Origin of the sequence: Franzmannia pantelleriensis, from assembly GCF_900102875.1 — a bacterium.
Classification (GTDB): Bacteria; Pseudomonadota; Gammaproteobacteria; order Pseudomonadales; family Halomonadaceae; genus Franzmannia; species Franzmannia pantelleriensis.
The window spans coordinates 125,758-152,423 of record NZ_FNGH01000003.1 but is presented as its reverse complement, the minus strand read 5'-3'; the positions used below and the strand labels follow the sequence as shown (position 1 = coordinate 152,423).

The 26,666-nt window shown below is 58.8% G+C and carries 17 protein-coding genes; 8 read left to right on the top strand and 9 right to left on the bottom strand.

What is annotated here, in order from left to right; translation table 11 throughout:
* Nucleotides 1–52 precede the first annotated feature (52 nt).
* The 5 genes from recC to recD all read left to right on the top strand — a co-directional run bounded on the left by recC (nucleotide 53) and on the right by recD (nucleotide 11,057).
* Entirely contained in the window at nucleotides 53–3,658 is a 3,606-nt protein-coding gene (gene recC, locus BLT16_RS04960; protein ID WP_089657424.1) for an exodeoxyribonuclease V subunit gamma, read from the top strand.
* Between the two features lie 312 nt (nucleotides 3,659–3,970).
* A complete protein-coding gene (locus tag BLT16_RS04955; RefSeq protein ID WP_089657423.1) occupies nucleotides 3,971–4,249 on the top strand; it encodes a type II toxin-antitoxin system RelE/ParE family toxin in 279 nt (92 codons plus the stop codon).
* Between the two features lie 50 nt (nucleotides 4,250–4,299).
* Nucleotides 4,300–4,587, top strand: coding sequence for a HigA family addiction module antitoxin (locus BLT16_RS04950; protein WP_089657422.1), 288 nt, complete (start codon nucleotides 4,300–4,302; stop codon nucleotides 4,585–4,587).
* 165 nt (nucleotides 4,588–4,752) lie between these two features.
* On the top strand, nucleotides 4,753–8,559 hold the full coding sequence (gene recB, locus BLT16_RS04945; RefSeq protein WP_089657421.1) for an exodeoxyribonuclease V subunit beta: 3,807 nt from the start codon (nucleotides 4,753–4,755) through the stop codon (nucleotides 8,557–8,559).
* Complete coding sequence (recD, locus tag BLT16_RS04940; RefSeq protein ID WP_089657420.1) at nucleotides 8,556–11,057, top strand: exodeoxyribonuclease V subunit alpha; 2,502 nt, start codon at nucleotides 8,556–8,558, stop codon at nucleotides 11,055–11,057. The genes recB and recD overlap by 4 nt, the downstream gene beginning before the upstream one ends.
* Nucleotides 11,058–11,200: 143 nt before the next feature.
* Here recD and BLT16_RS20540 read toward each other — a convergent pair whose 3' ends face one another.
* The 8 genes from BLT16_RS20540 to BLT16_RS04910 form a co-directional block, all read right to left on the bottom strand.
* Nucleotides 11,201–11,845: a hypothetical protein gene (locus BLT16_RS20540; protein ID WP_143025043.1), complete on the bottom strand. Its 645-nt coding sequence runs from the start codon at nucleotides 11,843–11,845 to the stop codon at nucleotides 11,201–11,203.
* Between the two features lie 596 nt (nucleotides 11,846–12,441).
* Nucleotides 12,442–12,855: a hypothetical protein gene (locus tag BLT16_RS20535; protein ID WP_176817165.1), complete on the bottom strand. Its 414-nt coding sequence runs from the start codon at nucleotides 12,853–12,855 to the stop codon at nucleotides 12,442–12,444.
* A 173-nt stretch (nucleotides 12,856–13,028) separates the two neighbouring features.
* Nucleotides 13,029–14,687: a hypothetical protein gene (locus BLT16_RS04935; RefSeq protein WP_089657419.1), complete on the bottom strand. Its 1,659-nt coding sequence runs from the start codon at nucleotides 14,685–14,687 to the stop codon at nucleotides 13,029–13,031.
* Between the two features lie 132 nt (nucleotides 14,688–14,819).
* Nucleotides 14,820–17,807, bottom strand: coding sequence for a DEAD/DEAH box helicase (locus tag BLT16_RS04930; protein WP_089657418.1), 2,988 nt, complete (start codon nucleotides 17,805–17,807; stop codon nucleotides 14,820–14,822).
* Nucleotides 17,804–18,607 carry a Hachiman antiphage defense system protein HamA gene (locus BLT16_RS04925; protein WP_218124407.1) on the bottom strand — a complete coding sequence of 268 codons (804 nt, stop codon included), beginning with the start codon at nucleotides 18,605–18,607 and terminating at the stop codon, nucleotides 17,804–17,806. Before BLT16_RS04925 ends, BLT16_RS04930 begins: the two co-directional genes overlap by 4 nt.
* Before the next feature lie 132 nt (nucleotides 18,608–18,739).
* On the bottom strand, nucleotides 18,740–20,590 hold the full coding sequence (locus tag BLT16_RS04920) for an ATP-binding protein (RefSeq protein WP_089657416.1): 1,851 nt from the start codon (nucleotides 20,588–20,590) through the stop codon (nucleotides 18,740–18,742).
* Nucleotides 20,587–21,774 carry an SIR2 family protein gene (locus BLT16_RS04915; protein WP_089657415.1) on the bottom strand — a complete coding sequence of 396 codons (1,188 nt, stop codon included), beginning with the start codon at nucleotides 21,772–21,774 and terminating at the stop codon, nucleotides 20,587–20,589. The genes BLT16_RS04920 and BLT16_RS04915 overlap by 4 nt, the downstream gene beginning before the upstream one ends.
* Before the next feature lie 152 nt (nucleotides 21,775–21,926).
* The gene (locus BLT16_RS04910; RefSeq protein ID WP_089657414.1) at nucleotides 21,927–22,259 is read right to left on the bottom strand and encodes a DUF427 domain-containing protein; all 333 of its coding nucleotides are present in this window, start codon (nucleotides 22,257–22,259) and stop codon (nucleotides 21,927–21,929) included.
* A gap of 140 nt (nucleotides 22,260–22,399) precedes the next feature.
* Between BLT16_RS04910 and BLT16_RS04905 the strand changes: the two genes are divergently transcribed.
* From BLT16_RS04905 to BLT16_RS04895, 3 genes are all read left to right on the top strand, one after another.
* Nucleotides 22,400–23,209, top strand: a complete 810-nt coding sequence (locus BLT16_RS04905) for an ion transporter (protein WP_176817164.1) — start codon at nucleotides 22,400–22,402, stop codon at nucleotides 23,207–23,209.
* Nucleotides 23,202–24,488 (top strand): DUF4236 domain-containing protein, encoded by a 1,287-nt coding sequence (locus tag BLT16_RS04900; RefSeq protein WP_176817163.1) that lies wholly within the window; start codon nucleotides 23,202–23,204, stop codon nucleotides 24,486–24,488. The genes BLT16_RS04905 and BLT16_RS04900 overlap by 8 nt, the downstream gene beginning before the upstream one ends.
* Before the next feature lie 467 nt (nucleotides 24,489–24,955).
* Nucleotides 24,956–25,804 carry a DMT family transporter gene (locus tag BLT16_RS04895; RefSeq protein WP_089657412.1) on the top strand — a complete coding sequence of 283 codons (849 nt, stop codon included), beginning with the start codon at nucleotides 24,956–24,958 and terminating at the stop codon, nucleotides 25,802–25,804.
* On the opposite strand, the gene BLT16_RS04890 is transcribed toward BLT16_RS04895, so the two are convergent.
* Nucleotides 25,777–26,619, bottom strand: a complete 843-nt coding sequence (locus tag BLT16_RS04890; RefSeq protein WP_089657411.1) for a helix-turn-helix domain-containing protein — start codon at nucleotides 26,617–26,619, stop codon at nucleotides 25,777–25,779. The two genes, BLT16_RS04895 and BLT16_RS04890, sit on opposite strands and share 28 nt — an antisense overlap.
* Nucleotides 26,620–26,666 lie beyond the last annotated feature (47 nt).

The window sequence follows — 26,666 nt, the reverse complement described above, 5'->3', positions numbered from 1 at the left end:
GCCTACTGATTTGCGGCACCATGAGGCCTTGCCCCCGCAGGAAGTCACCACCATGCCGTTCGCCACCACGCCCCTCACTCCCGGCTTCATGGTCATCCATGGCAATCGCCTGGAGGACCTGCGCGGCGTGGCGGTGGAGTGGATGAAGCGCCACCCCCTCGGCCCGCTGGAGAACGAGACGATCCTGGTGCAGAGCAACGGCATCAGCCAGTGGCTCAAGCTGGCGCTGGCCGCCGACGAGCGCGACGACGGCACCGGCGGCTCGGGCATTGCCGCGGCGCTGGATATCACCCTGCCGGCACGCTTCCTGTGGCAGGCCTATCGCGCGGTGCTCAACCACGTGGAACAGGATCCCCACGCGGTGCCGGCCACCTCGCCCTTCGACAAGTCCCACCTGCTGTGGCGGCTGCTGCGCCTGCTGCCGGCGCTGATGGAGCGCGACGCCTTCGCCCCGCTGCGCCAGTTCCTCGCCCACGACGACGACCTTCGCAAGCACTATCAGCTCGCCGAGCGCCTGGCCGACCTGTTCGACCAGTACCAGGTCTACCGTGCCGACTGGCTCGACGCCTGGGGCCGCGGCGACGACGTGCTGATCGCCCCCCGCGGCCACGCCCAGACGCTTCCCGACACCCAGCGCTGGCAACCGGCCCTGTGGCGCGCGCTGATCGAAGACGTGGGCGACGAGGGCATCGCCTCCAGCCGCGCCATGGTGCACCGCCGTTTCATCGACGCCGCGGCCCGGCTCGACGCCAACGACCGGCCGCCCGGCCTGCCGCGCCGGGTGATGGTGTTCGGTATCTCCTCGCTGCCCCAGCAGGCGCTGGAGGCACTGGCCGCCATCGCCCGCTGCTGTCAGGTGGTGCTGTGCGTGCACAACCCCTGCCAGCACTACTGGGCGGATATCATCGAGCACAAGGACCTGCTCCGTGCCCAGCGCTACCGCCAGCAGCGCAAGCCGGGCATGCCGGCGCGCCTCGACGTGCTCGGCCTGGGCGACGCTGACGCTAATGGTGACGGCGCGGAGAGCCTGCACCTCCACGCCCAGCCGCTGCTGGCCGCCTGGGGCAAGCAGGGCCGCGACTACCTGCGCCTGCTCGACGAGCACGACGACAGCCAGCAGTACGCTGGCCTGTTCGCCGCCAACGCGCTGCGCATCGACCTGTTCGAACCCTTCGTCAATAGCCGCGGTCAGGCGCGCCTGCTCAACCAACTGCAGGACGACATCCGCGAGCTGCGCCCGCTGCACGAGACCCGCGAGGCCTGGCCGGCGGTCGACGCCCAGGCCGATGACTCGATCGTCTTTCATGTCGCCCACAGCCCCCAGCGTGAAGTGGAGATCCTCCACGACCAGCTGCTGGCCGCCTTCAGCGCCGACCCGCAGCTGCGCCCGCGGGACATCATCGTGATGGTGCCGGACATCGACCACTACGCGCCGCATGTGCAGGCCGTGTTTGGGCAATATGCGCGGGGCCACAGCGCCCCGGAGGACCCGCGGCACATTCCCTACACCCTCTCCGACCAGGGCAGCCGCCACCGCCTGCCGCTGCTGATCGCCCTGGAAACCCTGCTGCGCCTGCCGGAGCTGCGCCTCTCGGTGAGCGAGCTGCTCGACCTGATCGACGTGCCGGCGCTGCGCGCCCGCTTCGGCATCGACGAAGACGACCTGCCGACCTTGCGCCGCTGGATCGAAGGCGCCGGCATCCGCTGGGGCCTGCACGGCCAGCAGCGCGCCAGCCTCGACCTGCCCGGCGGCATGGAGCAGAACACCTGGGCCTTCGGCCTGCGCCGGCTGCTGCTCGGCTACGCCGTGGGTGAGGCGGCCACCGGCCCCTGGCAGGGCATCGAGCCGTTCGACGACATCGGCGGCCTCGACGCCCAGTTGGCCGGCCCCCTGGCCAGCCTGCTGGAGCGCCTGGAGCGCCAGTGGCACGCCCTGCGCGAGCCCACCGACGTGAACGGCTGGGTACAGCGCCTGCGCCAGCTGCTCGAGGAGAGCTTCAGCGGCGACGACGCCCAGGACAGCCTGATGCTGGCGCAGCTCGAGCAGGCGCTGCAGACCTGGCAGGAGAGCGCCGAGGAGGCCGGGCTGACCCGCGACCTGCCGCTCTCGGTGGTGCGCGAGCACTGGCTGGCGCAGATCGACGAGCACAGCCTCTCCCAGCGCTTCATGGCCGGCGCGGTCAACTTCGCCACCTTGATGCCGATGCGCGCCATCCCCTTCAAGCGCGTGTGCCTGCTGGGCATGAACGACGGCGACTACCCCCGCAGCCACCCGCCGATGGACTTCGACCTGATGAACGGCGACTACCGCCCCGGCGACCGCTCACGCCGCGAGGACGACCGCTACCTGTTCCTCGAGGCGCTGCTCTCGGCCCGCGACCAGCTCTACGTCAGCTGGGTGGGCCGCAGCATCGTCGACAACAGCGAAAAGCCGCCCTCGGTGCTGGTCGGCCAGCTGCGCGATCACCTTCAAGCCGGCTGGCGCACTAGCGACGACAGCGACCTGCTCGACGCCCTCACCACCGAGCACCCGCTGCAGCCGTTCAGCCGCAGCTACTTCCCCAGCGAGGCGCAGCAGGCCGAACGCAGCGTCGCCGACCAGCGGCTGTTCAGCTATGCCCACGAGTGGCACGAGGTGCACCACACCAGGCCGACCGCGGATCGCGAACAGCGCACGCCCGCTCTCTCTGCCTTCGAGCAGGACGCGCCGCTGACCCTGGCTCAACTCGGCAACTTCCTGCGCGACCCGGCCAGAGCCTTCTTCAATACCCGCCTGCAGGTGTTTCTCGACCAGGAGGACCTCACCAGCCTCGACCACGAACCCTTCACCCTCGACGGCCTCGCCAACTGGCAGCTGCAGGACCTGCTGATCCAGGAGCAGCGCCGCGCTGTGGACGCCGGCCAGCCCCGCGAGCCGGCCATGCTCGCCGCCCTCGACCGCCTGCAGGGCCAGGGCGTGCTGGCCATGGGCGCCTTCGGCGAACGCATGCGCGAGCAGCTGATCGAGCCGATGCCGGAGCTGTTCGAGGCCTATGAGGCGGCCCTCGAGCAGTGGCCCCAGGCCATTGCAGAGCCCGAGCCGGTGCGCCTCAACCTGCCCGGCGCCCCGCCCCTCGAGGACTGGCTCGACGAACTGCGCCGCGACGCCAACGGCCAGCGCTGCCGCCTGCTGCTCTCCAGCAGCAGCCTGGTCAAGAAGGGCAAGTACCACTGGCACCACCTGCTGCGGCCCTGGGTCGCCCATCTGGCCGGGCACCTGGAGGGCGAGCCCATGACCACCCAGCTGCTCTCCAAGGCGGGAAACGTGACGCTGCCGCCCCTCGACCCGGCGCTGGCTCGGGAGCAGCTGCGCGACATCATCAAGGCGTGGCAGGCCGGCATGGACGCACCGCTACCGCTGGCCATCGGCACCGCCTTCGTGTGGCTCAGCAAGCTGGGAACGCCGGAGAGTGAGCGCGACAGCGACGCCTGGCACGCCGCTCGCAAGACCTACGAAGGCGACGACTACAACGCTGGCGACGTGGATCGTAACCCCTACCTGGCCCACCGCTGGCCCAGCTTTACCGCGCTCTATGAAGCCCGCCACGACGCCGGCGGCTTCGCCGACCTGACCGAGCGTCTGCTCGCCCCGGTGCACCTGGCGGTGAAAGGGGGATAAGAAGGGGGACAAGAAAGACGACAAGAGAGGGAAATAAGCGCGTGACTAGCGTCAGGAGGGGTCTTGGCGACCAAACAGCCCGCTCTCTTGCACAGTCGACCGCAGCCTGCGCACAAAGCTCGCCATCAAGGGCGTCACGGCATCCTGCTACCTGCCCGCCCTCGCCATCGCCGGCCTCAAGGCCCGGGATATCATGGGCTTCTGTGCCATCATCCTGCTGGTATCGTGCGGCGATGGCCGACATCATGGAGCGAGACTTGTATAGTGTATATATACACCATACAATTATCGTGCGCTGACGTGAGAGACGGCATGATCATTAGCTTCAAACACAAGGGCCTCAAGGCCCTGTACGAGAAGGGTGCAACGAAGGGCGTGCAGCAGGATCACGTCAAGAAGCTACGCCGCATACTAGCCGGCCTGGACGATGCAGAAACCCCGGAAGACATGGACCTGCCTGGCTACAACCTCCACGAACTCAAGGGCGATAGAAAGGGAACCTGGTCGGTACAGGTCAGCGGTAATTGGCGCATCACGTGGAGATTCATAGGACGCAATGTCGAGGTGGTGAACTACGAGGACTATCACTGACCAGAGAGCGGGCGTACCCCCATTTTCATCATCTTCAGAGGTAACGAATCATGGCTATGTTCAATCCCCCACACCCTGGAGAGAGTCTGCGCGAGGACGTACTCGAGCCATTGGGACTCAGCATCACCGAAGCCGCGAAACGCCTCGGCGTGACACGCGTCGCGCTGTCCCGAGTCGTCAATGAGCATGGCGGCATCAGCCCCGATCTGGCAGTACGTCTCGAGCGGGCGGGCGTGAGTACCGCACGCCACTGGATGGCCCGCCAAACCGCCTATGAGCTATGGCAGGCAGAGCAACGCGACCAGCCCGATGTGGTACGCCTCGACAAGAGCGCGTGAATCACCAACCATGTGGGTCTGCTCAAGTTTCTTGAGGTCGTCCATGTCGCTTTCTGCTGCCCTTCTTCTCTCTAGCGCCGTGGTGGTCCAGGGTGACCGCCCTGTAGGCCTGTGTGGCCTCGTAGCGAAATGCGCTAGCCCTTACGCCGTCAAGGAAGATAGCGCATGAGCGACGTCGCGCAGCCAGTAGCGCTAGATCCATTGTCGTTTCCGCTTCACGGCAGCCGACTCATCGAAGCCAGCGCCGGCACGGGCAAGACCTTCACCATCGCCCTGCTCTACGTGCGCCTGGTACTCGGCGCCCGCTCCGCCGAAGACGACGCTGCCTTCGAGCGCCCGCTCACGCCGCCCGAAATCCTCGTCGTCACCTTCACCAACGCCGCCACCCAGGAACTGCGCGAGCGGATTCGCGCGCGGCTGGTCGAGGCAGCGAATGTCTTTCTGCAACCGGCGGAAGGTGCCGAGGGCGATGAGCTACTTCTGCAACTACGCGATCACTACGATGCAGCCACCTGGCCCGCCTGCGCCCGCCGCCTACAGCTCGCTGCCGAGTGGATGGACGAGGCCGCCGTCTCCACCATCCACAGCTGGTGCTATCGCATGCTGCGCGAGCACGCCTTCGACAGCGGCAGCCTGTTCTCGCTGAACCTGGAGAACGACCAGAGCGAGCTGGAGCTCGAGGTAGTGCGCGACTACTGGCGCAGCTTCTACTACCCCCTCGGCGCCGAGGAACTGGCCGCCGTGGTGCGCTACTGGCAATCCCCCGAGGCGCTGCACGCCGCCGTGCGCGGCCTGATGCCCGAGTGCGCCGCGCTGGACGGCAACGCCCCGCCGCCGGCCGAGACGCTGGCCAACGCCCAGCGTGAAACCGCCCAGCGCCTGGCCGAGCTCAAGGCGCCGTGGGCCACCTGGGTCGACGAGTGCGAGGCGCTGTTCGAAGAGGCCGCCCAGCGCAAGGCCTTCAAGGGCCAGAGCTTCAATGCCCGCAGCCGCGCCAACTGGCTGGGTGCGCTGCGCGAGTGGTGCCAGAGTGACGCCACCTGGCCCGCACTGACCGACGCCGCCTGGAAGCGCCTCACGCCCCAGGGTATGGCGGATATCTGGCTCAAGGGCGAGCCGCCCAACCACCCGGCGCTGGCCGCACTGGAAGCGCTGCAGGACGAACTCAACGCCCTGCCAAGCCCCTACGCCGACCTGCTCACCCACGCCGTGCACTGGTGCCGCACCCGGCTCGACCGCGAGCAGGAGCGCCGCGCCGAGATGGGCCCCAACGAGCTGCTGACCCACCTCGACCGGGCGCTGGCCGGCCCCAATAGCGACGCGCTGAGCGCCCAGATCCGCCGCCAGTTCCCGGTCGCCCTGGTCGACGAATTCCAGGACACCGACCCGGTGCAGTACCGCATTTTCGACTGCGTCTACCGCATCGCCGAGAACCGCCGCGAGAGCGGCGTCTTCCTGATCGGCGACCCCAAGCAGGCGATCTACGCCTTCCGCGGCGCCGACATCCATACCTACCTGCGCGCCCGCCGCGACACCGCCGGCCGTCATGTCACCCTGGGCACCAACTTCCGCTCCAGCACCGCCATGGTCGAGGCGGTCAACCGCTGCTTCGCATTTGCCGAGCGTCACCCGCCGGGGGCCTTTCTGTTCAAGTCGCCCGAAGGGAACCCTGTTCCCTTCCTGCCGGTAGGCGCCAAGGGCCGCAAGGACGTACTGACCCGCCGCGGCCAGCCGCTGCCCGCCATGACCCTATGGCAGCTCGACAGCGACGAACCGCTCTCCAAGACCGCCTACCACGGCGTCATGGCCGAGCGCTGCGCCTCACACATGGTCGAACTGCTCAACGAGGGGAAGCACGGCAGCGCGGGCTTCCAGCATGAACAGGGTGGGCTACAGCCGCTCAAGCCATCCGACATGGCGGTGCTGGTCAACGGCCTCGGCGAGGCGCGGGCCATCCGCCAGGCCCTGGCCCGGCGCGGGGTGAAGAGCGTCTACCTCTCCGACAAGGACAAGGTCTTCGCCTCCCCCATCGCCCCGCAGTTGGAGGCCTGGCTGCACGCCTGCGCCGAGCCCGACGACGCCCGCAAGCTGCACACCGCCCTGGCCATGCCTGCGCTGGGGCTGGAGATCGCCGACCTCGACCAATTGAAGACCGATGAACTGGCCTGGGAAGGCCGGGTGATGCAGTTTCGCGACTACCACACCCTGTGGCAGCGCCAGGGTGTACTGCCGCTGGTGCGGCGGCTGATCAACGACTTCGCTATCGCCACCCGGCTGCTCGCCGGCGGGCCGGCCTCGGAAGGCGAACGCTCCCTGACTGATCTTCTGCATCTCGGCGAACTGCTGCAGCAGGCCAGCCAGGAGCTCGACGGCGAGCACGCCCTGATCCGCTTCCTGGCAGAGTCCATCGCCAACCCCGACGGCCAGGGCGACACCCACAAGCTGCGCCTGGAAAGCGACGCCGACCTGGTGCAGGTGATCACCATCCACAAGTCCAAGGGCCTGGAGTACCCACTGGTGTTCCTGCCCTTCATCTGCGGCCACCGCCCCACCAAGGCCGACGACGCCCCGCTGCGCTGGCACGATGCCGACGGCCGGCTGCGCATCAGCCTCGAGGCCGACGAGCAGATGCTCGCCGTGGTCGACCGCGAGCGCCTCGGCGAAGACCTGCGCAAGCTCTACGTCGCCCTGACCCGCGCCCGCCACGCCACCTGGCTGGGCATGGCGCCCCTCAAGGGCCTGGAAGGCAGTGCCATGGGGCAAGTACTTACTAACGGCGAAGCCATTTCCACAGCTGGCCTCGGCGCGGCGCTGTCCCGGCTCAAGGGCGAAGGCCACGAGGCCTGCCCAGCCATCCAGATCGAGCCGGCACCCCAGGCCCACGCCCAGGTCATCGACCTGGGCAGCGACGCCCCGGCCCTGGGCGAGGCGCGCAGGCCCCAGCGCGCCGCCCGCGAGCACTGGTGGATCGCCAGCTACTCGGCGCTGCGCCTCTCCGGCGAGGCCCCCGAGCCCCTGGCTGCCGACAGCATGGCCGCCCCAGTAAGGACTGACTTACCGGCTACCCCGCATGGCAGCGCGGGGCCGCCGAGCGACAGCAGCGGCCTGCCGGAGCCCGCCACCGCCATGGAAGCCACCGCCCTGGAAGTGCTCGAGGAGCCCCGCGACAGCGGCCAGAGCGAGCCGCTGCCCTCGCTGCATCGGTTCCCAAGGGGGCCCGGCCCCGGCACCTTCCTCCACGGCATCATGGAATGGGCCGGCGAACAGGGCTTCGCCCGCGCCGCCGCCGACCCCGCGGCCCGCGAGGACGCCCTGGCGCGGCGCTGCAACCTGCGCGGCTGGTCGCAGTGGCTGCCCACCCTGCACGACTGGTTCGGCGCCCTGCTGGGAATGCCGCTGCCGCTCCCCGATGACGCCGGCAGCCTGCGGCTCGACACGCTGACCCACTACCAGGTAGAGATGGAATTCTGGTTCGCCGCCAGCCGCGTTGACACCCGCCGCCTGGACGCCCTCGTAAGTGCTTACACACTCCCCGGCGCCCGCCCCACGCCGCGTGCGGCGCTGGATGCCGACACCCTCAACGGCATGCTCAAGGGCTTCATCGACCTGGTGTTCGAGCATCAGGGGCGCTACTACGTGGCCGACTGGAAATCCAACCACCTGGGGCCGGGCGACAGCGCCTATAGCACCGATGCCATGCGCCAGGCGGTGGCCGCCAAGCGCTACGACCTGCAGTACGCGCTCTACCTGCTGGCCCTGCACCGGCTGCTCAAGGCGCGCCTGCAGGACTACGACTACGACCGGCATATCGGCGGCTCGCTTACCGTCTTTTTAAGGGGCGGAATGTCAGAGAGCCGCGGCGTCTACGCTGAGCGCCCGCCCCGCGAGCTGATCGAGGCCATGGACGCGCTGTTCCAGGGCAAGGGTCACGCCGCCGCCCAGGCGCCGACTGACACGGAGACGCCGGCATGAGCAAAGGCAGCAAGGACACTCACAACGATCCGACGCCCGACCTGTTCGGGGGTCTGCTTGACGACGCGCCCCGTCCCGAGGAGGTCGTACAGGCGTCCGCTCAGGACGAAGACGCCAGCGCCGAGCTGCACGATGTGGCCGCGCTTACCGCCCTGCTCGACCGCTGGGTGGAGCGCGGCTGGCTGCGCGCGCTGGACCGGGCACTGGCGGTATTCCTGCACCGCGAGGTCGACGACGCACCGCCCCTGCTGCTGCTCGCCGCGGCGCTGGCCAGCCACCAGCTCGGCCGCGGCCACGTCTGCCTCGACCTCGCCCAGACCCTGGCCGCCCCCGACCTGGCGCTCTCGCTGCCCCCGGAAGGCGACGACCTCAGCGACCCGCCGCCGCTGCCCAGCGAGGTTCTCGCCGAGCTCCAGCTCGCCACCTGGCGCACCGCCCTGGACCACCCACTGCTGATCGCCGACGGCAATGGCCAAGGCAACACCCCGCTGGTACGCACCGAGCACAGCGGCAACACCCGGCTCTACCTGCGCCGCTACTGGCAGTACGAGCAAGACATCCGTGGACTGATCGGCGCCCGCCTCCCAAATGTCTCCATCAACCAATGTAGGAGCGACTTCAGTCGCGATGATGCCCCCACCAACCAGTGTGGGAGCGACTTCAGTCGCGATGATGCCCCCACCAACCAGCGTGGGAGCGATTTCAGTCGCGATGATGCCCCCACCAACCAATGTGGGAGCGATTTCAGTCGCGATGATGGCCCCACCAACCAGTGTGGGAGCGACTTCAGTCGCGATGGCGCCGCCAGGCGCCCCGATACCACCACCTTGGCCACCGCCCTCTCCGCCCTCTTCACCACCACCGAACTGGACTGGCAAAAAACCGCCTGCGCCCTCGCCGCCCAGGCCCACTTCACGGTGATCACCGGCGGCCCCGGCACCGGCAAGACCACCACCGTGGTCAAACTGCTCGCCCTGCTGCAGGCACTGGCCCTGGGCGAGCCCACTGCCAACCAGGCCCCGCGCCCGCTGCGCATCCGCCTGGCCGCCCCCACCGGCAAAGCCGCCGCACGGCTCAACGAATCCATCGCCAAGCAGGTGCAGAACCTCTCGCTGGTGGAACTGGCCGTCGCCGTGGGCCAACAGGGTGTGGATATCTCGACCCTGCGCGACAGCATTCCCACCGAGGTGACCACGCTACATAGACTGCTCGGCTCACGGCCGGATACCCGCCACTTCCGCCACCACGCCGGCAACCCGCTGGCGCTGGACGCCCTGGTGATCGACGAAGCCTCGATGGTGGATATCGAGATGATGGCCGCCGTGCTCACCGCCCTGCCGCCCAAGGCGCGGCTGATCCTGCTCGGCGACAAGGACCAGCTCGCCTCAGTGGAAGCCGGCGCCGTACTCGGCGACCTGTGTCAGCGTGCCGAAGGCGGACACTACACCCCGGCCACCACCGAGTGGCTGGAAGCCGTGACCGGCACGTCGATCCCCGCGCAGTACCAGGACGCAGACGGCCAGCCGTTGGATCAGGCCATCGCCATGCTGCGGGTGAGCCACCGCTTCGATGCGCAGAGCGGCATCGGCCAGCTCGCCGAAGCCGTCAACCGCCCGCTCGCACCCGAGCATGGGCAAAAAGAGAAAAGACGCGCGGTCAGCCAAGTGTTCCAGCAGGAATATGCCGACCTCGCCCGGCTACGCTTGGCAGACGCCGATGACCCGGCGCTGGACCGGCTGGTGGTAAACGGCAACCCGGCAGGCTTCATCAACGGCGGCGAAGGCCGCCACGACCGCCGCGGCGAGCCCATCGCCCCTCCCCGCGGCTACGCCCACTACCTGAACGTGATGCAGCAACTGCGCCCCGCCCAGCCCTACTTCGGCGAAGGCGAAGCCCGCCAGCCCTATGACGACTGGGCCCGCCAGTTGCTCGCTGCCCACGGCCACTTTCAGCTGCTGTGTGCGCTCAGAAAAGGCCCCTGGGGCATCGAAGGGCTGAACCCGCGCATCGGCCGCGCCCTGCGACGCGCCGGCTGGCTCAAGGCCAGCGACCTGGAACTGGAACAAGGCTGGTTCGAAGGCCGCCCGGTGCTCGTCACCCGTAACGACTACGGCCTGGGGCTGATGAACGGCGATATCGGTATCACCCTCGCCGTACCCGAGGCCCGCAGCGCCACCGATACCCCCGCCCGCACCCTGCTGCGTGTTGCCTTCCCCGCCAGCGACGGCAGCGGCGACATCAAGTGGGTGCTACCCAGCCGCCTGCAAGCGGTGGAAACCGTCTTCGCCATGACGGTACACAAATCCCAGGGCTCGGAATTCACCCACACCGCCCTGCTACTCCCCGACGCCCCCAACCCCATCCTCACCCGGGAGCTGGTCTACACCGGCATCACCCGTGCGAGGGACTGGCTCACGCTGGTGGAGACGGGACGCGGGATGCTGGATGAGGCGGTGACGACGAAAGTTGTGAGGGTGAGCGGGCTAGGGATGTTGTGATGAGAGCCGACTCCACCAGTTCTGGTGAAGTCGGCTTTCGGCCAGAACCGGACGTTTAGGTAACGCTTATGTAGCATTCAAATTATCCAGCCGCGATAAAACGAGCGCTCTGGTTGAGCGCAGTGTTAGGCAATATCGCCAACCTAATCATTAACGTCATACTTTGCTGACAATAACTTATAATGACATGACATTTCATTGTGAGCGCTGCGAAACTCTGTTAGGCATTTCTTGACCTTTTCCTTACACACCGCAAGGTCTCTCTTATATTTTCTATCACTCTTTAGGTCGACGATCTTTTTTTCTTCATGTGAACCAAGATATTTATCAACTACTGGCCACACAGATTCACGTAGCATCCGCTGGATGTCTTCCGGCTCGCCGACAGACGAATAGATAGCATACTCTTCAGATATGGGATACAAAAGCTTGTTAAACGAAACAACTTCGGCTTTTAGTGCATTGAATTTTATTTCATATTTCTCAACCACCCTTGAAAAGATCCTGTCAAATCTTGCTGCCTGTTCATCCAATTTAATATCAACATCTCGGCTTGATACGTTAGGAAAAAAACCACTACTACTTTCTTCTTTCTCAAACCTAGACAACCAATCATTTGTCAGCTTAAGATGGCTCGACATCCTTGTAGACCAATCAAACCAAAACCTCTGAAAATATGGTTCGTATCGCATCTTCCTTTCCAAAGAAAGTGTGCGAGAAAAGGTCCATATAGATAATATGGTAGCGATAATCGCGGCAATGAGTGTCACCCAATCCTTAATAGTCATATCGCCCCCTTTGATTCGCCTAACAGATATTGAAAAATGCGCTATGGTCTTAGATGAACACGCACACACATACAGTATGTATTATACAGAACACCGCATGCCTCCCAATCTACCTCTATTGAAACCATGATGTTAAGTAAAAGCTATCCACACGACGACAACAACCGCTCCCTGCCACAATGACAATGATCGTGCATGCTGAATATTCCAAGACATCCTCTTTGGTTCGTCAGATTCAGCGCGCACCCCATCAGCATAGCCTGAAGTTCCATATTTTGCCAATAGCGCACATATGGAACAGTCACACATCATAAATCCATATATACCATTAGGAAGACGCATTAATCATTGCTTTGATTATAATATTTGAAAAAAACTACCAGCTTCTTTTAGACTCATGGGGTCATTGGGCGCATTGAACTTTCCGGCAGCATGTCGAGCGTCTTTTCCATCCACTTTTGCACAATTTGCAGAATGAGTAAGACGTTCGCGTCTGCTTGAAAGCAGCATAGCCCACTTTTATTAACTTTTTCCGAGGTGCCTCTCAACCTCCTCAAGTATTCTATAAAGACGAGGCCATGTTTTAAGAGCCCCCATTAATCCAGCGCTGCCCGCAAATGATAGTTATGAATAACGACAGAAAGCAGCTCTTGCTCATGCGTTACAGCAAGATCCTCTAAACTCTGTCCATCGACAACAGTGGCTGACGTTACTTTCGACAGAAAAGTAATAACAGTGGATGCAGAACTATACCTTGCGCGCTTACCATGATCTGTCTCTTTAATTACTTCTAAATCCGCGGACCTACGATGCCCCTGGCGTAAAAGAGATATTATAGCCGATAACTCATCAATGACTTGAAGCGACATATCATAGATTTTAGAAAACTCTTCATGCGATTCGAAAGCAGACCCCGAAAGATATTCGCAGCCATTCTCCTCAAATGAAAAAACATCACCATCGGGAAACCATCGAGGAAACTCTTCAAGATCAAAATGATCCCCACACAAACTAATCAACCATCGAGCAATATATCCCTCCCTAAAATGCTAACTTGAATTACCGCTTACGGCCAGGAGCGGACGTTTAGTGACGCTTGATGTAGCGGTGGAGCTGATCCTCTCTGAACGTAGTGAGAGTCGGGTCGAGTAACTTATTAGCGAGCAGTAACCTTGATTGGTAGTCATTCGCGTCGAAGTTTATTGGTGACCCAAATGATCGCGGTAAGGAAACCGACCACAACGAGGGATAGAGCAAAGGCAGTCAGGCCGGTCCAGGCATCTCCACGGTCGGGAAACGCACCTGTCAGGAACGGTTGAACTACAAGGTCCGCCAAACCGGCGACTCCTACGAACCCAAACACACCCGCTAGCCAACGATCAATTTGAGCTCGTTTCTTCTCGGTTCGGTATCGACGTTCGTCCAAGTGCCAGCGTGCCTGCTCCTTTCCCGATTCTACGAGCCCAGTTGTTCCGGATGCAGCTAGCAAGTAGTAAAGAGCATCTGTGATTTCCCCTGCTTGGCTCGAATGGTGGATTACAGATTCGGCCCCGGCCAAGACTTCGTAAGCTTCAATCAAGTGCTCATCCGATGGTGGAGAGCTCGCTGTCGCGCATGCGCGCGCAATTCGCAGGTTATGATACTCGAAGTGCTCTGCTCTGGCCTGATTCTCCAAAATATGAGTCTGGGTGTTAGCGTCCTCCCAGGCATCATCCGGCGTATCTGTTGCTCTTAGCCACGTCCAAAGGAGGAGCGCTCGATTACCATGGAAGCAGTAGTCCTCGAAAGGGCGCATGTCGGGTGGCAAGTCCGGGGTGGCCACTATTTCGGCGGATCGCGAGAGCACGCGGGATATCGACGGACCGAATTCCTTCAGCAGTTTCTCCTTGGAATCGGGCTGGTCGACAAAGCGCATCAACGAAATAGAGGGTCGGCCTTGCCATAGCTGTACTCGTGCCGGCCGTTTGCCCTTCTTTCTGTCTCTAGCCACTGCCAGACCTGCCACAGCGCTAACATAGATGGACCGGCAAAGATCAATTGTGGCCTCCCATTTCGCTTGATCCTCTGAACCGGCGATTTGGTGAAGAACCCAATATTTCCCATCAATCTCAAAGGTTTGTCCCTCCTTTCGAAGAGAGTCATCGAGCACCGCTCGCCCCTTTCGGCGCAGCTCCTTCACCAACTTTTGCGACTTTCGTCCAATGACTCCCTGGCCACCAATGGAGAGCTCTCTCTCATATGCGCAAGGTATAATCTGTTCAGCATCCATGCGCTGAAGGTCTGCCTGGACCCAAACGCGATTGAAATAATTTTGAAAGAGGTTGACGACTTCTTGAATGAAATCCGCCTCGTCTAGGTTGCTCCACGTGGTGTCGAGCTGGAAGCTAATGACTATGATTCCGTCAGAATAAAGTTTGAGCCATGGATGTATAGGAAGGGTCCAGTCGTCGCGCTCCAGAACCACGGGGGGTAGCGCCGCCCGGAGATGAGGGGGGAGCTGCCTTGCCTCTGCACCCTCGATGCGTTGTTCATGGAATGAAAGCTCCAGGCAGAAAATGAGGTCCTTAGCTGTGTAGTCTGGCAGATTTTCGCTAAATTTAACCGTCCAGCGGGAATCCCACTGACGCCCTTGCGGTCGAAGCCATTCAAGCTGGACGGCACCTTCCGCGTCAAGGTAGACGCATTTCAAGTCTGAGAAACAGACAGTTTGGACCATTCCGGATTTGAGAAGATTCGTCGCGGTCTTGAGAAGGTCCACATCCATGACGTCAAGGCCCGCTGTATAGTTGTAGAAGCAGTTGACCTGATGCACTTGCAGTTTGGTCGGGCGTGGCTTCACCAAGGCACTCTCCAGTTTGCGTGTTGCAGACCACCTATGAATAGCCCAACAGCTGCTTGCAAAAGCTCAATATCAGCGGCGGCGCCCAGCGCTGTCCGTTGCATGCTGTTGTTAGGACTGCGGCCCCAGGCTGGATCACACTCCATCATCAGGATCACTGCTTTCTCGCAAGTCCTCACGAGTATTCTCCAACACTAGGCGCCCCATCACTGGCAACCATCGTTCCTCATCATCGAGAAGGCGTCGGGCCGTGGGAAACACAGAAGCTCGACCGTCCTCCCCAATCGCAGCAAGTTCGGAGCTTCGGCCAAGGGCAACAGCAGCTCGCCGGTGCCGGACACCGCCGGCCGCAAGAACCCTAGCTGCTAGCGTAGGGACACCAAAACGCAGGTGCTCAGGAAAATCGACCACGGCTTGCGATAGCTCACGCTCGTTCTCCTCGAGTAGCTTCTTGAGCAAGCCAACGGCCTGTTCGACCACTACCTGAAGGACGTGGCTGATCACCCTAGCGTGAACACCCAGCATCGTGTCGATATCGATCCCCGCTCTTCGAGCTAGCTCGACTAGGGGCTGACCGTCGATCCAAGCATCGAGGACCCGGACAAAGTCCGAACGTGACGGGGATGCATCCCTGTACGCCTCCTTGACTACCTCAGTCACTTCGGGAAGGTCCCATGCCCACATCAGCAGCGTCTCTGTCAGCTCCGGGTCGGTTGCAACTGCGATGTCATCCCAACTCTCCCGCATGGGCAGCAGCTTCACTTCCACCGACTCCAGCATCCGGACGCGCGTACCCGTTTCTCGAATCCACCCGAGTCGTCCTGCCCCCTTGATTGCTGACACCCGTCGAGCACGTAGCTCGAATACATGTTTCATGAGAGCCGTTGTCTCGGGCTGAGCCTGGCTGGCCGCAAAGGTCTGACTCGACAGTTCACCGGCGATCCGTATCAGCTCGTCCTCCCCCAGCTCTTCTGCCGCAAGGTCGATGAGTGTTGCATCGATGCCGTCGATCAGGGTGTGGAGCGCGGTCGCGCCTTCAAGGATGTCATTCGTAAGCGTGATGCTCCGCTGGTTGAGTGCAGCCTGAAGGCGTCCCATCAGCTCGATCAGTGCACCAGAAACGCGCTCGCCCGGCTGCTGCTGAGCCACAGGGGCCACCAACGGCCATTGCGCAGGGTTGGCGCAGATGACAAGGCCCTTGGTTGTTGCCCCAGCTCGCCCTGCACGTCCAACGAGATTCTTGATGTCGCGTGCGAGCAGGTTCTCCGCGGCCCCGTCTGGACCGCGGCGTTGTACCGAGTACAAGACCAGCGTTCTGATTGGTAGATTGACCCCCTCCGCCAACGTGCTCGTGCAGATCGCGAGTCGAACATCCTCCTTGCGAACTAACGCTTCCACAACTTCACGGCTTTCCTGCGGAATGTCCCCGTGATGCAGAACGGCTCCTGCCGCGAGTGTTCGTGTTCCGACCCATGATGCGCCGTACTCAAGGGTGAAATACTCTACGGCGGCCTGAAGCTTTGCGGCATCGTCGACAAACTGAAATGGAGCGGGCATGGGCAATGGATTCGCCAGTTGCGATAGCAACTCATCGGCGAGACCTACAGCACCCTGGTTGCCACGCTTGTTGGCCGCGAACACAGCAACCGCCCCCATCGATAGCGCCTTTCTTGCTGCGGCGATGGCCTGAGCTTTCACGGAGTTGAATGAGTATGTATTCAGCCGACCTGTCGAAGCATTACGATAGCGAAAGTCATCGCGGCTCAGAAAACGCTCGATCGAGAAAGTGGATGCATGATGGTGCGGATGAAGCTGTAGCGCGACAGTCGCTTTGGCGTTCTTGCCGGCAACACGAAGCGCTGCGAAATCAGCGTGAGCTGGGCGGTAGTCGCTGCGGACGACCGTTGCATCCGTGCCGCCTAGCCACGCATTGATCTCTTCGATATTCGGTACGATAGCGGACACAAAGACGAACTTTGGCGGGCCGCTCTCGCGGGCTCTCATTCGAGCGAGCAGCAATTCCAGCCCTACCCCGCGGGCCTTACCGTCGAGGAGGTGCCCTTCATCGCATATCACGAGGGAGATTCGGGAGAAAAAGCCCGGTTCTGCGCTAAGCAGACCCGACAACGCTTCCGGTGTTGCAACTAGCGCCCGCGTATTATCCAGGTCTCGTACTTCACCGCCTGTGGGCACAGTCCCCCCATATGCGCATCGAGCTGGTAGACCCATGCGGCCAAGGCGCTTGACAAGACTGCCGCGCAGTTCCGCTGCGAGTGAGCGAAAGGGAACAAGTAGGATTGCCACATCCTGCGGGTGCCGGTTCAGATGATAGAAGAGTAGCGTCTCCGAGAGTGCTGTCTTACCAGCGCCCGTCGGCATCTGGATGGAGAAGGAGGCCATACCTCCCAGCAGCCCGCTCCTAATGGCATCTATCTGGGAAGGGAAAAAGTCCCATGTCGGCGGATCCCGGTTGAGGAGCGACCGAACGAGGGGATCCCAGAATTCCGCCTCGCCATCTGGGAGGACGGCACGGATGTTGGTTTGCGCGAACCTAGAGAGCATCCGTTGGAACAGGCGCCATCCTACCCATTCATCCGGATTGGTTTGCAGCGCCGATGCCTCCATCTCAGCAGCATGCTCAATCTGCGACCGGATTGCCTCGAGGTCACCGCCTCGCACGGCGCCGACAAGAGCCCGCACGCGAGCCGACTGGATCGTCGATGGCCTCGAAAGTAGCTCATGGCACGCTCGCTGTATCTCTCCGAGGGCATTCGGATCCGCTGCTTTGAGCGTCAAGTATGCCGACGCAGAATAGCCCCCGAAGTAGAATGCCGCCGCCGCGAAGACAGCGGCTTCTGGTGACAAGATCCCGCGATAGGCCAGTGCCTGATCGACCCCGACGCCTCCTGCCTGAGTGATCGCGTTGCCCAAGCGCGACCAGTCGACAGAATCCCTGTACGGCTCATGAAGCCGTTCAAAGAGCTCGCCGACGAGCGAAATGTAGTAGTCGTCGCCTCGCGAACGCAGATAGTCTAACTGGAGCGGTAGCTGCGAGAATCCGAATCGCTCCACATGGTGGAGAGCGTCCGCGTCACTAACCCACTTGGCAAGAGTCTCCCTCATGTCCCTTCCCCAGTCTCTAGGACGGTCGTATGTACAGCATCAAATACCTCTTCGTAGCGCTGCTTCAAACTCGGAACGACGATCACGACCACCGTGTGGTCTGCCGGTTCTTCATCAGGGGTGTCCTCGAGTTCCTCGTCTACCAGACTTGCGCATATAATAGCCACCGCCCGAAACTGCTTCTGGGCAGGCGGATGGTCGGTAGCCTTGATGAAACGCTCCAAGTGATCGACTGTGGTGGTGCCGAGGTCGTCGATGAGTGCACGTTCCTTCAGCCAGACAAGGGTCTTCGCCAATCGACTCGTCCGGTCTTTCTCGCAGTCCATAATCGCCGCCTTGACCGGTGAGGAGTCGCCGGCCGTTGACTTCGTTTTGACCTCAGAGCACAGGATCCGGTCTTGCCCGGAGGGTTGGGGCCAGTTCGGAAGTACGAAGTGAACAACATCAGAGTATGGCGCCGGCTTCGTCCGGTCCTGCTTCAGGCGCCACTTCTTCGGGCCGATTAGTTCTGTTCCTGGCTCGACGGCTGCATGGTATAGAAAGACCAGGATCTCCCCGAAGTCACCTGCCATGGTAGAGCCGCGATCCGGCAGCTTAGCGGCGACGATCTCTGATTTGGTACGACCCGTCTCCTGCGCCCTCGCCTCGAGTAGAGCATCGTCGATGTAGCACTGACGAACTGGCACACCGAGTACATCCGCCCAAGCAGCCGCGTGCTCGTCAGACACGCAGACTAGCACGTAGGGAGACTGGTGCTCGTCAGCAAAACATGGTGCGATGGCGCTGATATCGATGTCCAAGTCTCTCATCGTGAGCCCATTCCTCTTCCCCCCAACTGTTCAACTGTGATTAATCAGCCCATCCCTAACGCATGCAACAATGCCACTAATGATCACTACAGGTAGTACCTGGGGCTTCTAACCACTCCATGGTTAGCCCACCATGCGCTCCGCAACTCTACCAAGTTCTTCTGCGGATAAACCTTCTCCATGCCACCCCCTAGCGAATTTCACACTTTGGGATCGGGGGAGCTTTTCTTTGGCGAGGTCTTTAATACGAACTCGAGAAGGTAACGATGCTCCTTCACCAACGAAAATTGCTTCCTGCTGTGCCAAGTTGGGTAACGTACGAACCATCCCTGCTAGGCCATCGGGCAGAAAACGCGCAACATGTTGTTGATCTGAATGGTTGGTCAATCGAAGCACTAGCCAAGTACCGCATTGGGAGATAACGGTACTCTCAATATCAGCTGGTCGTTGACTCACCAACATCAATCCAAGGCCATACTTCCTGCCTTCTCTGGCAACTCTACGTACCGCTGTTTGAGCTGAGGCGTATTGGGCCTCCCCTCGGTCCGGCACATATCGATGAGCCTCTTCACAAACGAGCAAGATCGGATCTTTTGCTCGCTCATCTGCCGTTTGATAAAGCTTGTATTGGAATAGCAGCCTTGCCAACATCGCTGTTAGTGGACCGGCAACCTCGTTAGGTAAGCCAGAAATATCCAATATCTTGATCTTATTATCATCTGCTTGACCACTTCCTGGCTGCCCGACTAGCTGATTGATAACTGAAGATAAGGATGGCGACTCCAGGTCCCAGTTACCCATTAAGAAATGAATCCTCGGGTCTCTGCGCAGCACCGAAAGCTTATCTAAGAGTGATTTGAATTTTTGATTGAATTCAGAATCGGTAACCTTATTTACCTGACTGCCCTGAACCCTTCCTGCTTGTAAGTATCTAATATGACGCTCAAACTCTACAAGACAAAATGGTCGAGGCTTGTCTCGATCAAATTCCAATAGTTTTGCTTCATCCACACCATCTACTGGCTGTGACTCATCATGTGAGCGACCGCCTTCGGGCGCAGGGCTTCCATAATCATCAGGTGCTGGTATTGCAAGACCTGCGGCAACCATTCGGGCATGGGTGACTGCCTTATAGATAATGTTGTTCTGGGAGGTGGCTTCCTGTTCCGTCTTACCGATAACGAGGTGCCTGAACTCATCTGCGCTCATCAACCAGTAAGGTAACTTGATGGGAGCTCCTTCAACACCCTCTGACCCAATCGGATCATAGGCTCGATAGACAACAGCTTGCTCCTCGAATCCGGCGCCATATTCACCGTGGGGATCAATGATAATGATGTTTGGCTTAAGAGAGTCTTCACCATTAGCTTTGTGCTCCAATACACTATGTAGCAGTGCAGCCACGGCACCCGACTTACCTGAACCCGTCGAGCCTAGAACCGCACAGTGCATGCCAAACATCTTGTCAATATTTGCTCGGCAGGGGGCAGCTTCTGTGCCCACGTAGTGACCGAATGGGACTAGCGGATTATTTCCATCATCAGGCCTATCACCTTCTGCGGATTGGAATAGCCCCGTTGCCTCTTCTCGGGTCAGCAAATATGCACCTTGCTGAGGTAAAGGGTAAGTAGAAACACCACGGGAGAAATTTAATCTTCCCTTTGGCATATCCCAGACACCTTCAGCGAATAGCTCTACTTCCATTATCCGCTGATCAGAATCCGGTGGCACTGCTGTACCATGCTCAATCAAATCTTCTGACCGCATACGCAGCAAGGTAACAAAGCCAAATATAAGCTTACGTCCAAAATGAATTTTTACAATGCTACCTATCTGGCCGATGGGGTAAATACGCCCATCATAACTACGAGTCAACTCAGAAACTTCACCGCTTAGCTCAACACGTATCGAAGTCCCAGCGACTTCAACGATATTTCCGATTCGCAGCGCTTCAACTGGTTTGAAATCCGTCATTTCGCAGCACCTCCAGGTCCGTTTTCGAGAAGATTGGTTACACCTGCGAAAGTCCACCAGCTTCGTTCAGACCCCTCTTCTGGTTGACAAATAGGCCCAATTTTGCCGTTGTAAAGCCCCTTCTGTGTCATCACAAATACACGTTTTCCCCAGCGCTCTTTGAGCCAGATGTCCAGCGCTTCGGGTAGTCCTCTATCTGTTTCCATCACAAAGGCAAGAATTGTTGTATCGTTTCCCGGGCTTTCCATAGAGAGTTCAATTTCATGATTGATATGCTCATCTCCAAAGCTATAGCCGCATATTGCTAGAACATTGCCTCCATTGTTGCTAAGACTCCGGCGCAATAGGTCAAACTGAGCCGAAAACGGATCTCGCTGAGTTGCAACATACTTTGTAGCTTGAGGATAGATCATCACCCGTTTGGCATTTCCGGGATATTTGTCTCCGAGGCGGACTCTTATAAGATTCCCATCATCATCAAGGTGCCAATCGATTGAGCCATGAAGCTTCATAACGTGAGCGTCATATCTTTGTGAAAACCCAGGTTCATCAGCACCATATCGGTGGCTTCTATAGGCTATAGCCCCTCCGGAAAAACCATCCCAACACGTGTGTCGCTCTAATGCGAGCGAGTCTTCCAGCAGCGTATCATAATTAGTGGTGAAGAAACGCACAGGTGGGCGCCGATTTTCCATTCCAGAGCGGCGTGTGCCCAGTAGTGCCCTTACAAACTTACGATGTGGCTCAATATCTACTATCGAATTAAGAGGGTTGCCAACTTCTCCCGTCTCAGTTTCTCTGTCATACTTGTATCCCCAGTGGATAGCATGCGTTATATGATTGAGCACCTCTGCATGCGCCTTCATCATACTTTCCAGATCGTAAGTTTCTCCATCAATGGTTACTGTTTTACTCTTTGCCCTCTCTGCTAAAGCGTAGTAATCACCTAAGTGACTGAGCAAATGCTCAATGTGAGCGCTTTCAAGTAAATCTTTCCAGATCGCTGAAATAAGAGGTTCACTATCAGAGCCTTCAAGCCTCTCTAAGACAAAATTCGTCAGAGGCCCCATCAACGGCAGCCCTGCATCTAGGCTTGCGCCTGCTCCAAGTAACCAGACTTGATTTGGCCTGCTCAAAAATGCGTCGAGCTGTTCGAGATATGAGTCTTCTTCCAAATGTTCCATAAGCTGGTACCAAATATTTTGATTAAGAGGCCTATTAATCAGTTGCTATATATCTTGTGCCAATAAGCCTTTCCACTAATAAACCAGCCTCAAGACGTTCTCCATGAAGTGGACAACATAAACATCCCATGGCCGCTTAGGGTCGTCAGCAGTCATTCCACTATCTCCTCATAAAACGCCAACCTACCTGCTATTTCCTCCATCCCCTCTGCCGGCCGCTCATAACTCCACGCCACGTCTTGATTTTCGTCAAACGAAAAGTACTTGGCATCACCCTTGAAGGGGCAGTGGGTTTCGGTATCGGAGTTGGTCAGCAGGTCCATCCGTATGTCGTCGCGGGGGAGATACTGGCGCGGCGGGTAACCGCGTTCGCGGAGCTCGATGGCACGGGTGGTATCGGCAAGCAGGGTGCCATCGATGATGACTCGCACGCGTCGGGCGTGCGGGTGCAGGGTGATGCGGGGCTCGGTGGAAGCCGTTGGCATAGGCCATCCCTTGCGTAGGGGTATTGTGGTTATGCTGTTATGGATTTCAGCCTAGCACCAAAGGATGGTTTGTCCCATTCTAGCCATCAACGGGTGCTTCAACATCCGCTCTACGGGCTGGCGACGGGATAGGGAGATGCATGCAGCCATCGGATAGTCACAAGGCCAACCCCTATGCGGCTTGGCGCCATCGCTTGTACCTGATGCTGGAGCCCACTGCTCGTGAGTCCCCTGGGCTGTCGATGACCAACCGCTTCATCGCCGTGCTGATCATCCTCGCCACGGCGCTGACGATTCTGGAGACGGAGCCGCTGGTCCGGGCGCTGGCTCCCAGCGCCTTCGTCATCGCCGAGGTAGTGCTGGCCTTGGCGTTTTTGGTCGAGTACGTCGCGCGGGTGATCGCGGCCGGCGAAGATCCTCGCTATCGAGGGCTGGCTGGGCGCTTACGCTTTATGGTCAGCCCATGGGCGATCATCGACCTTCTCGCTATCTTGCCTTTCTTCCTCACCATGGGGGCTGTCAACGCCTTCGCCTTGCGTCTACTCAAGCTAATCCGGTTGCTCAGGCTCGCGAGGCTGGGGCGCTTCTCCAATGCAATCGGCGACCTCTATTCGGCAGTTCGCGGGAGACGCTACGAGCTCACGGTCAGCCTGATGGTGGCGGTGGCACTGCTGATCGTCACCAGCAGCGTGATCTATGTCCTGGAAGCCAGCCATCAGCCCGAGGCCTTCGGGAGCATTCCCAGGGCGCTGTGGTGGAGCGTGGCCACACTTACCACGGTGGGCTATGGGGACGTAACGCCGGTAACCGCGGCTGGGCAGCTGTTTGCCGGCCTGACCGCCATCGTCGGCATCGGCATGATCGCCATGCCGACCGGCATCCTGGCGGCTGCCTTCAGCGATGCCATGCAGAAGCGTCGGGAGCAGGCTGAAGACGACAATAATGAGTAACAAAGACAGGGAGCAGGAAATGGCACTTAGATTTCGTCGACGCATACGTATTGCCCCGGGCATTAGCCTAAACCTCAGCAAGAGCGGGATCGGGGCCTCCATCGGCCCTCGTGGCGCCAAGATAAACGTGGGGAGTCGCGGCGTTTATGCCAACGTGGGACTGCCGGGCACCGGTCTATCGTTCCGCGAGAAGCTCAACAAGCGCGGTGGCCGGGGAGCAACCAGCGCTCAGGCGGGAGCGCCCTCTGCGGGAAAAGTACTCGAGCAGCAGCTCCAGGCTGGTGGCTCGGCAGTTGCGCGTGTTCGCGTCAATGAGGACGGTGAGGTCGCGATCACCGACGACGCTGGCCAACCATATGATGAGACGGAGCTCCGGGTACTGCGCAAGTACGCGGGAGAAGGCATGCGCGATATGCTCCAACAAGCATGTGATCAGCTGAACGCCGATCTATCGGCGCTGGCCACAGTGCACATTGAAACTCTGCCGCCACGAGACAAACCAGTGTTTCAGGCTCGAGTGTTTCCCGAGCCTGAGCCTCAGCGCAGACCTCTTCTCCAGCCGACGCTGTGGAGCCGTATCTGGCCGCCGGCGGGACGGCGGCTACAAGAACAGAACGAGCGGTTGGCTGAGCAATACGCACGCGCCTTCAGCGAATGGGAAGCGGCGGCGCGAGCTTTCAACGAGCAGGAACGACAGCGTCGCGAGCAAGAGACCGAGTTAGTGCTGACGAACCTCGATGCCATGGCTAATGTGCTTGAGGAACACCTGGGGGAAATCCCGTGGCCGAGGGAAACGAATGTGAGCTTCGATCTCGGTGATGATGCCAGCACCATCGCTATCGACATTGAGTTACCCGAAGAGGATGACTTCCCGGGCGTGGAGTACAACCTAGCCGCCAAGCAGGCAAAGGTTTCCGTCAAAAAAGTCGCCGCCACTCGGCGTCGAATGCTCTACCGCGACTACGCTCATGGTGTTGCGATGCGGGTGCTGGGTGAGATATTCCACCGCCTTCCAACCGTCCAGGTAGCGCTGGTATCGGCCTACATGTCGGCACTCGACGCCGGTACTGGGCAACCCACCGAAAGCTATCTCTACAGTGTCTTGGTCACCAAGCCCCAATGGCGAGAGATCAATTTCAAGGCCCTGGCCGACATCGAGCCACCTGCCACCCTCGAACACTTCGAGCTGCGGAGAAAAATGACCAAGACGGGAGTGTTCAAGCCTATTCAGCCGTTCGACGTTGCAGCGCTGGCGAACTATCGGACCTTGGGTGATTGATTAGCGCATACGCACGTAGAGAGCTAAGGCCTCGTCGCTGTATGCCTGGGGGAATCGGGTACGAGTTTTCCCTATCTAAGCCGCTTGCCTGCCATGAGTCACCTCATTCGGTGTACTGCCTTTAACGAGGTGCCCACAGCTCCTGCCTCGCAAAGACTGCACTCCGGATAACGCAGCCTGTGAAGGCTTCGTTGATCATCTTAGGGCTGAACTCTTTCATTCTCAATGATTTGCGTGGCACGGCACTGACACAGCGATGCCCAAGCCGGCATGCTAGTAGATATTGGCATATCCACCTTTAAGCCCCTCTAGGAACGCACCATGCGACTCTCGAGACGCTAGGAAGGCACGCTAAGCCAATAAATTTCGGCCTAGTGGCCATTTAACGATATTTAATGTCTAAAAAATGGCATTTATTATGCAGTAAAAAAATGTAGCATATTCTAAACTTCATAAAGGCCGATTGAATGATTGAAAGCAGCCAAGGAAAAGGGGTTTCGCTGGTCTTTCTAGCTACATTACTGTGGAGCTCCGCTGGCCTTTTCACAAGATTATTACAACTTGACACGCTAACATTAGTCAGCTGGCGCGGCATGGTAAGCATTTTAGTAATATTGGTTATTTTTAGAAAATCAAGGAATGCTCAAAAAACAACAAGACAGCCTGGAAACTTTACCTTATCTGTGATGCTGACTTTAGCCACGCTTACATACATTGGCGCGCTGAACAACGCTACAGTGGCCGTAGTGTCAATAATCCACGCTTTCTCGCCATTGCTAGCGGCCGTAATCGCATTTATCATAGTAAAGGAGCATGTAAACAAATCCACATGGCCAAATCTATTTTTGGCACTATTATCCATTATCATTTCTGTTGGCTGGGGAGCTGGCGGAAGCTCTCTCTACGGTATCATTCTCGCTTTATCCATGACATTGCTAATGGCATCAATAGCTGTCTTTTGCCGCTATAATCACCATGCTTCACTAGTATTTTCCACCGGAATATCGGGTGTCCAGCTATTAGTCATCGGAGTTTTGAGCGGGGCACTTTTCAATGTCGAAACACATGATTTGAGCACTATAGTGTTTTTTGGATTGACTCAAGCACTGGCACTGATTTTTTTTATCGAAGGAGCCCGTTATATAAAATCTTCAACAGCTTGTCTTGTTAGTATTTCAGATGTACCTATGGCGCCTTTTCTGGTGGCCATTTTTTTCCCCGAGCCGATAGGCATTGCTACGGTGATCGGAGCAGTTGGAGTCATGTTAGCCGTAACGCTAGAGAGCCTTTACTCTGAAAAAAGGAAGCGCTGTTGATACTTCTTGGGAGTCATACCTACCACTTCTTTAAAAGCAGAAATAAATTGGCTTGTATTCTTATACCCTAGTTGACTCGCCGTTAGTGTGACTTGAGCACCATTCTTTAGCTTTATTTTTCCGAACTCCATCAGTATATTTCTGTGCCAATCTTTAAAGGTAAACCCAGTTTCTTTTTTTATCGCTCTTGAAAGAGTCTTGGCGCTAACATTTAACCGAGATGATATGCTATCTAATGTTTGCCGCTTCTCTAAATCTTCCACTACTATATCATAGGCATAAGTGAGCATTTTGCTCCTGATATTTTCTAAACTATTGAAATGTGAAAACTCTCCGAGTATTTCATCAACCACAACATGCGATAACCTTTGAAAAGAATCTAGATTTTTATAATTATTTCCCGCACACCTAATAACATCCAATGAACTTTCAACAAGCTGAGATATAACAATTCGAGCCCTCAAGCTCTCTGAACTGCAATAGTCAGATGGGCAAAAGGTATCAATATAGATAGCCTGAACAAGGCTGGATTTTTGCAAAGTCATCTTATGCTTAACATATGGAGGAAGCCAAAATATGCTATTTGAGGAAAGAGTCCAGGCCCTTTCATCTGCTTCAATTATAGCACTGCCATCTAAAAAGCGAACAAGCTGTGCTTTATCATGATAGTGAGCAGGAACGATAGCTCCTTTCTCATATAGGATATTGAACGTAGAGACAGGTAAAGAAAAGCCCTCTATATAACCATCTGTTATATGAGAATCGTCTTTTATGATGCCGGCCTCCGCAAGTATCGACTGTCTGAAAATCGACATTTTTTGTCTCCAATTGCATTTTTTTCCTTCAGACACCTACTAAATTC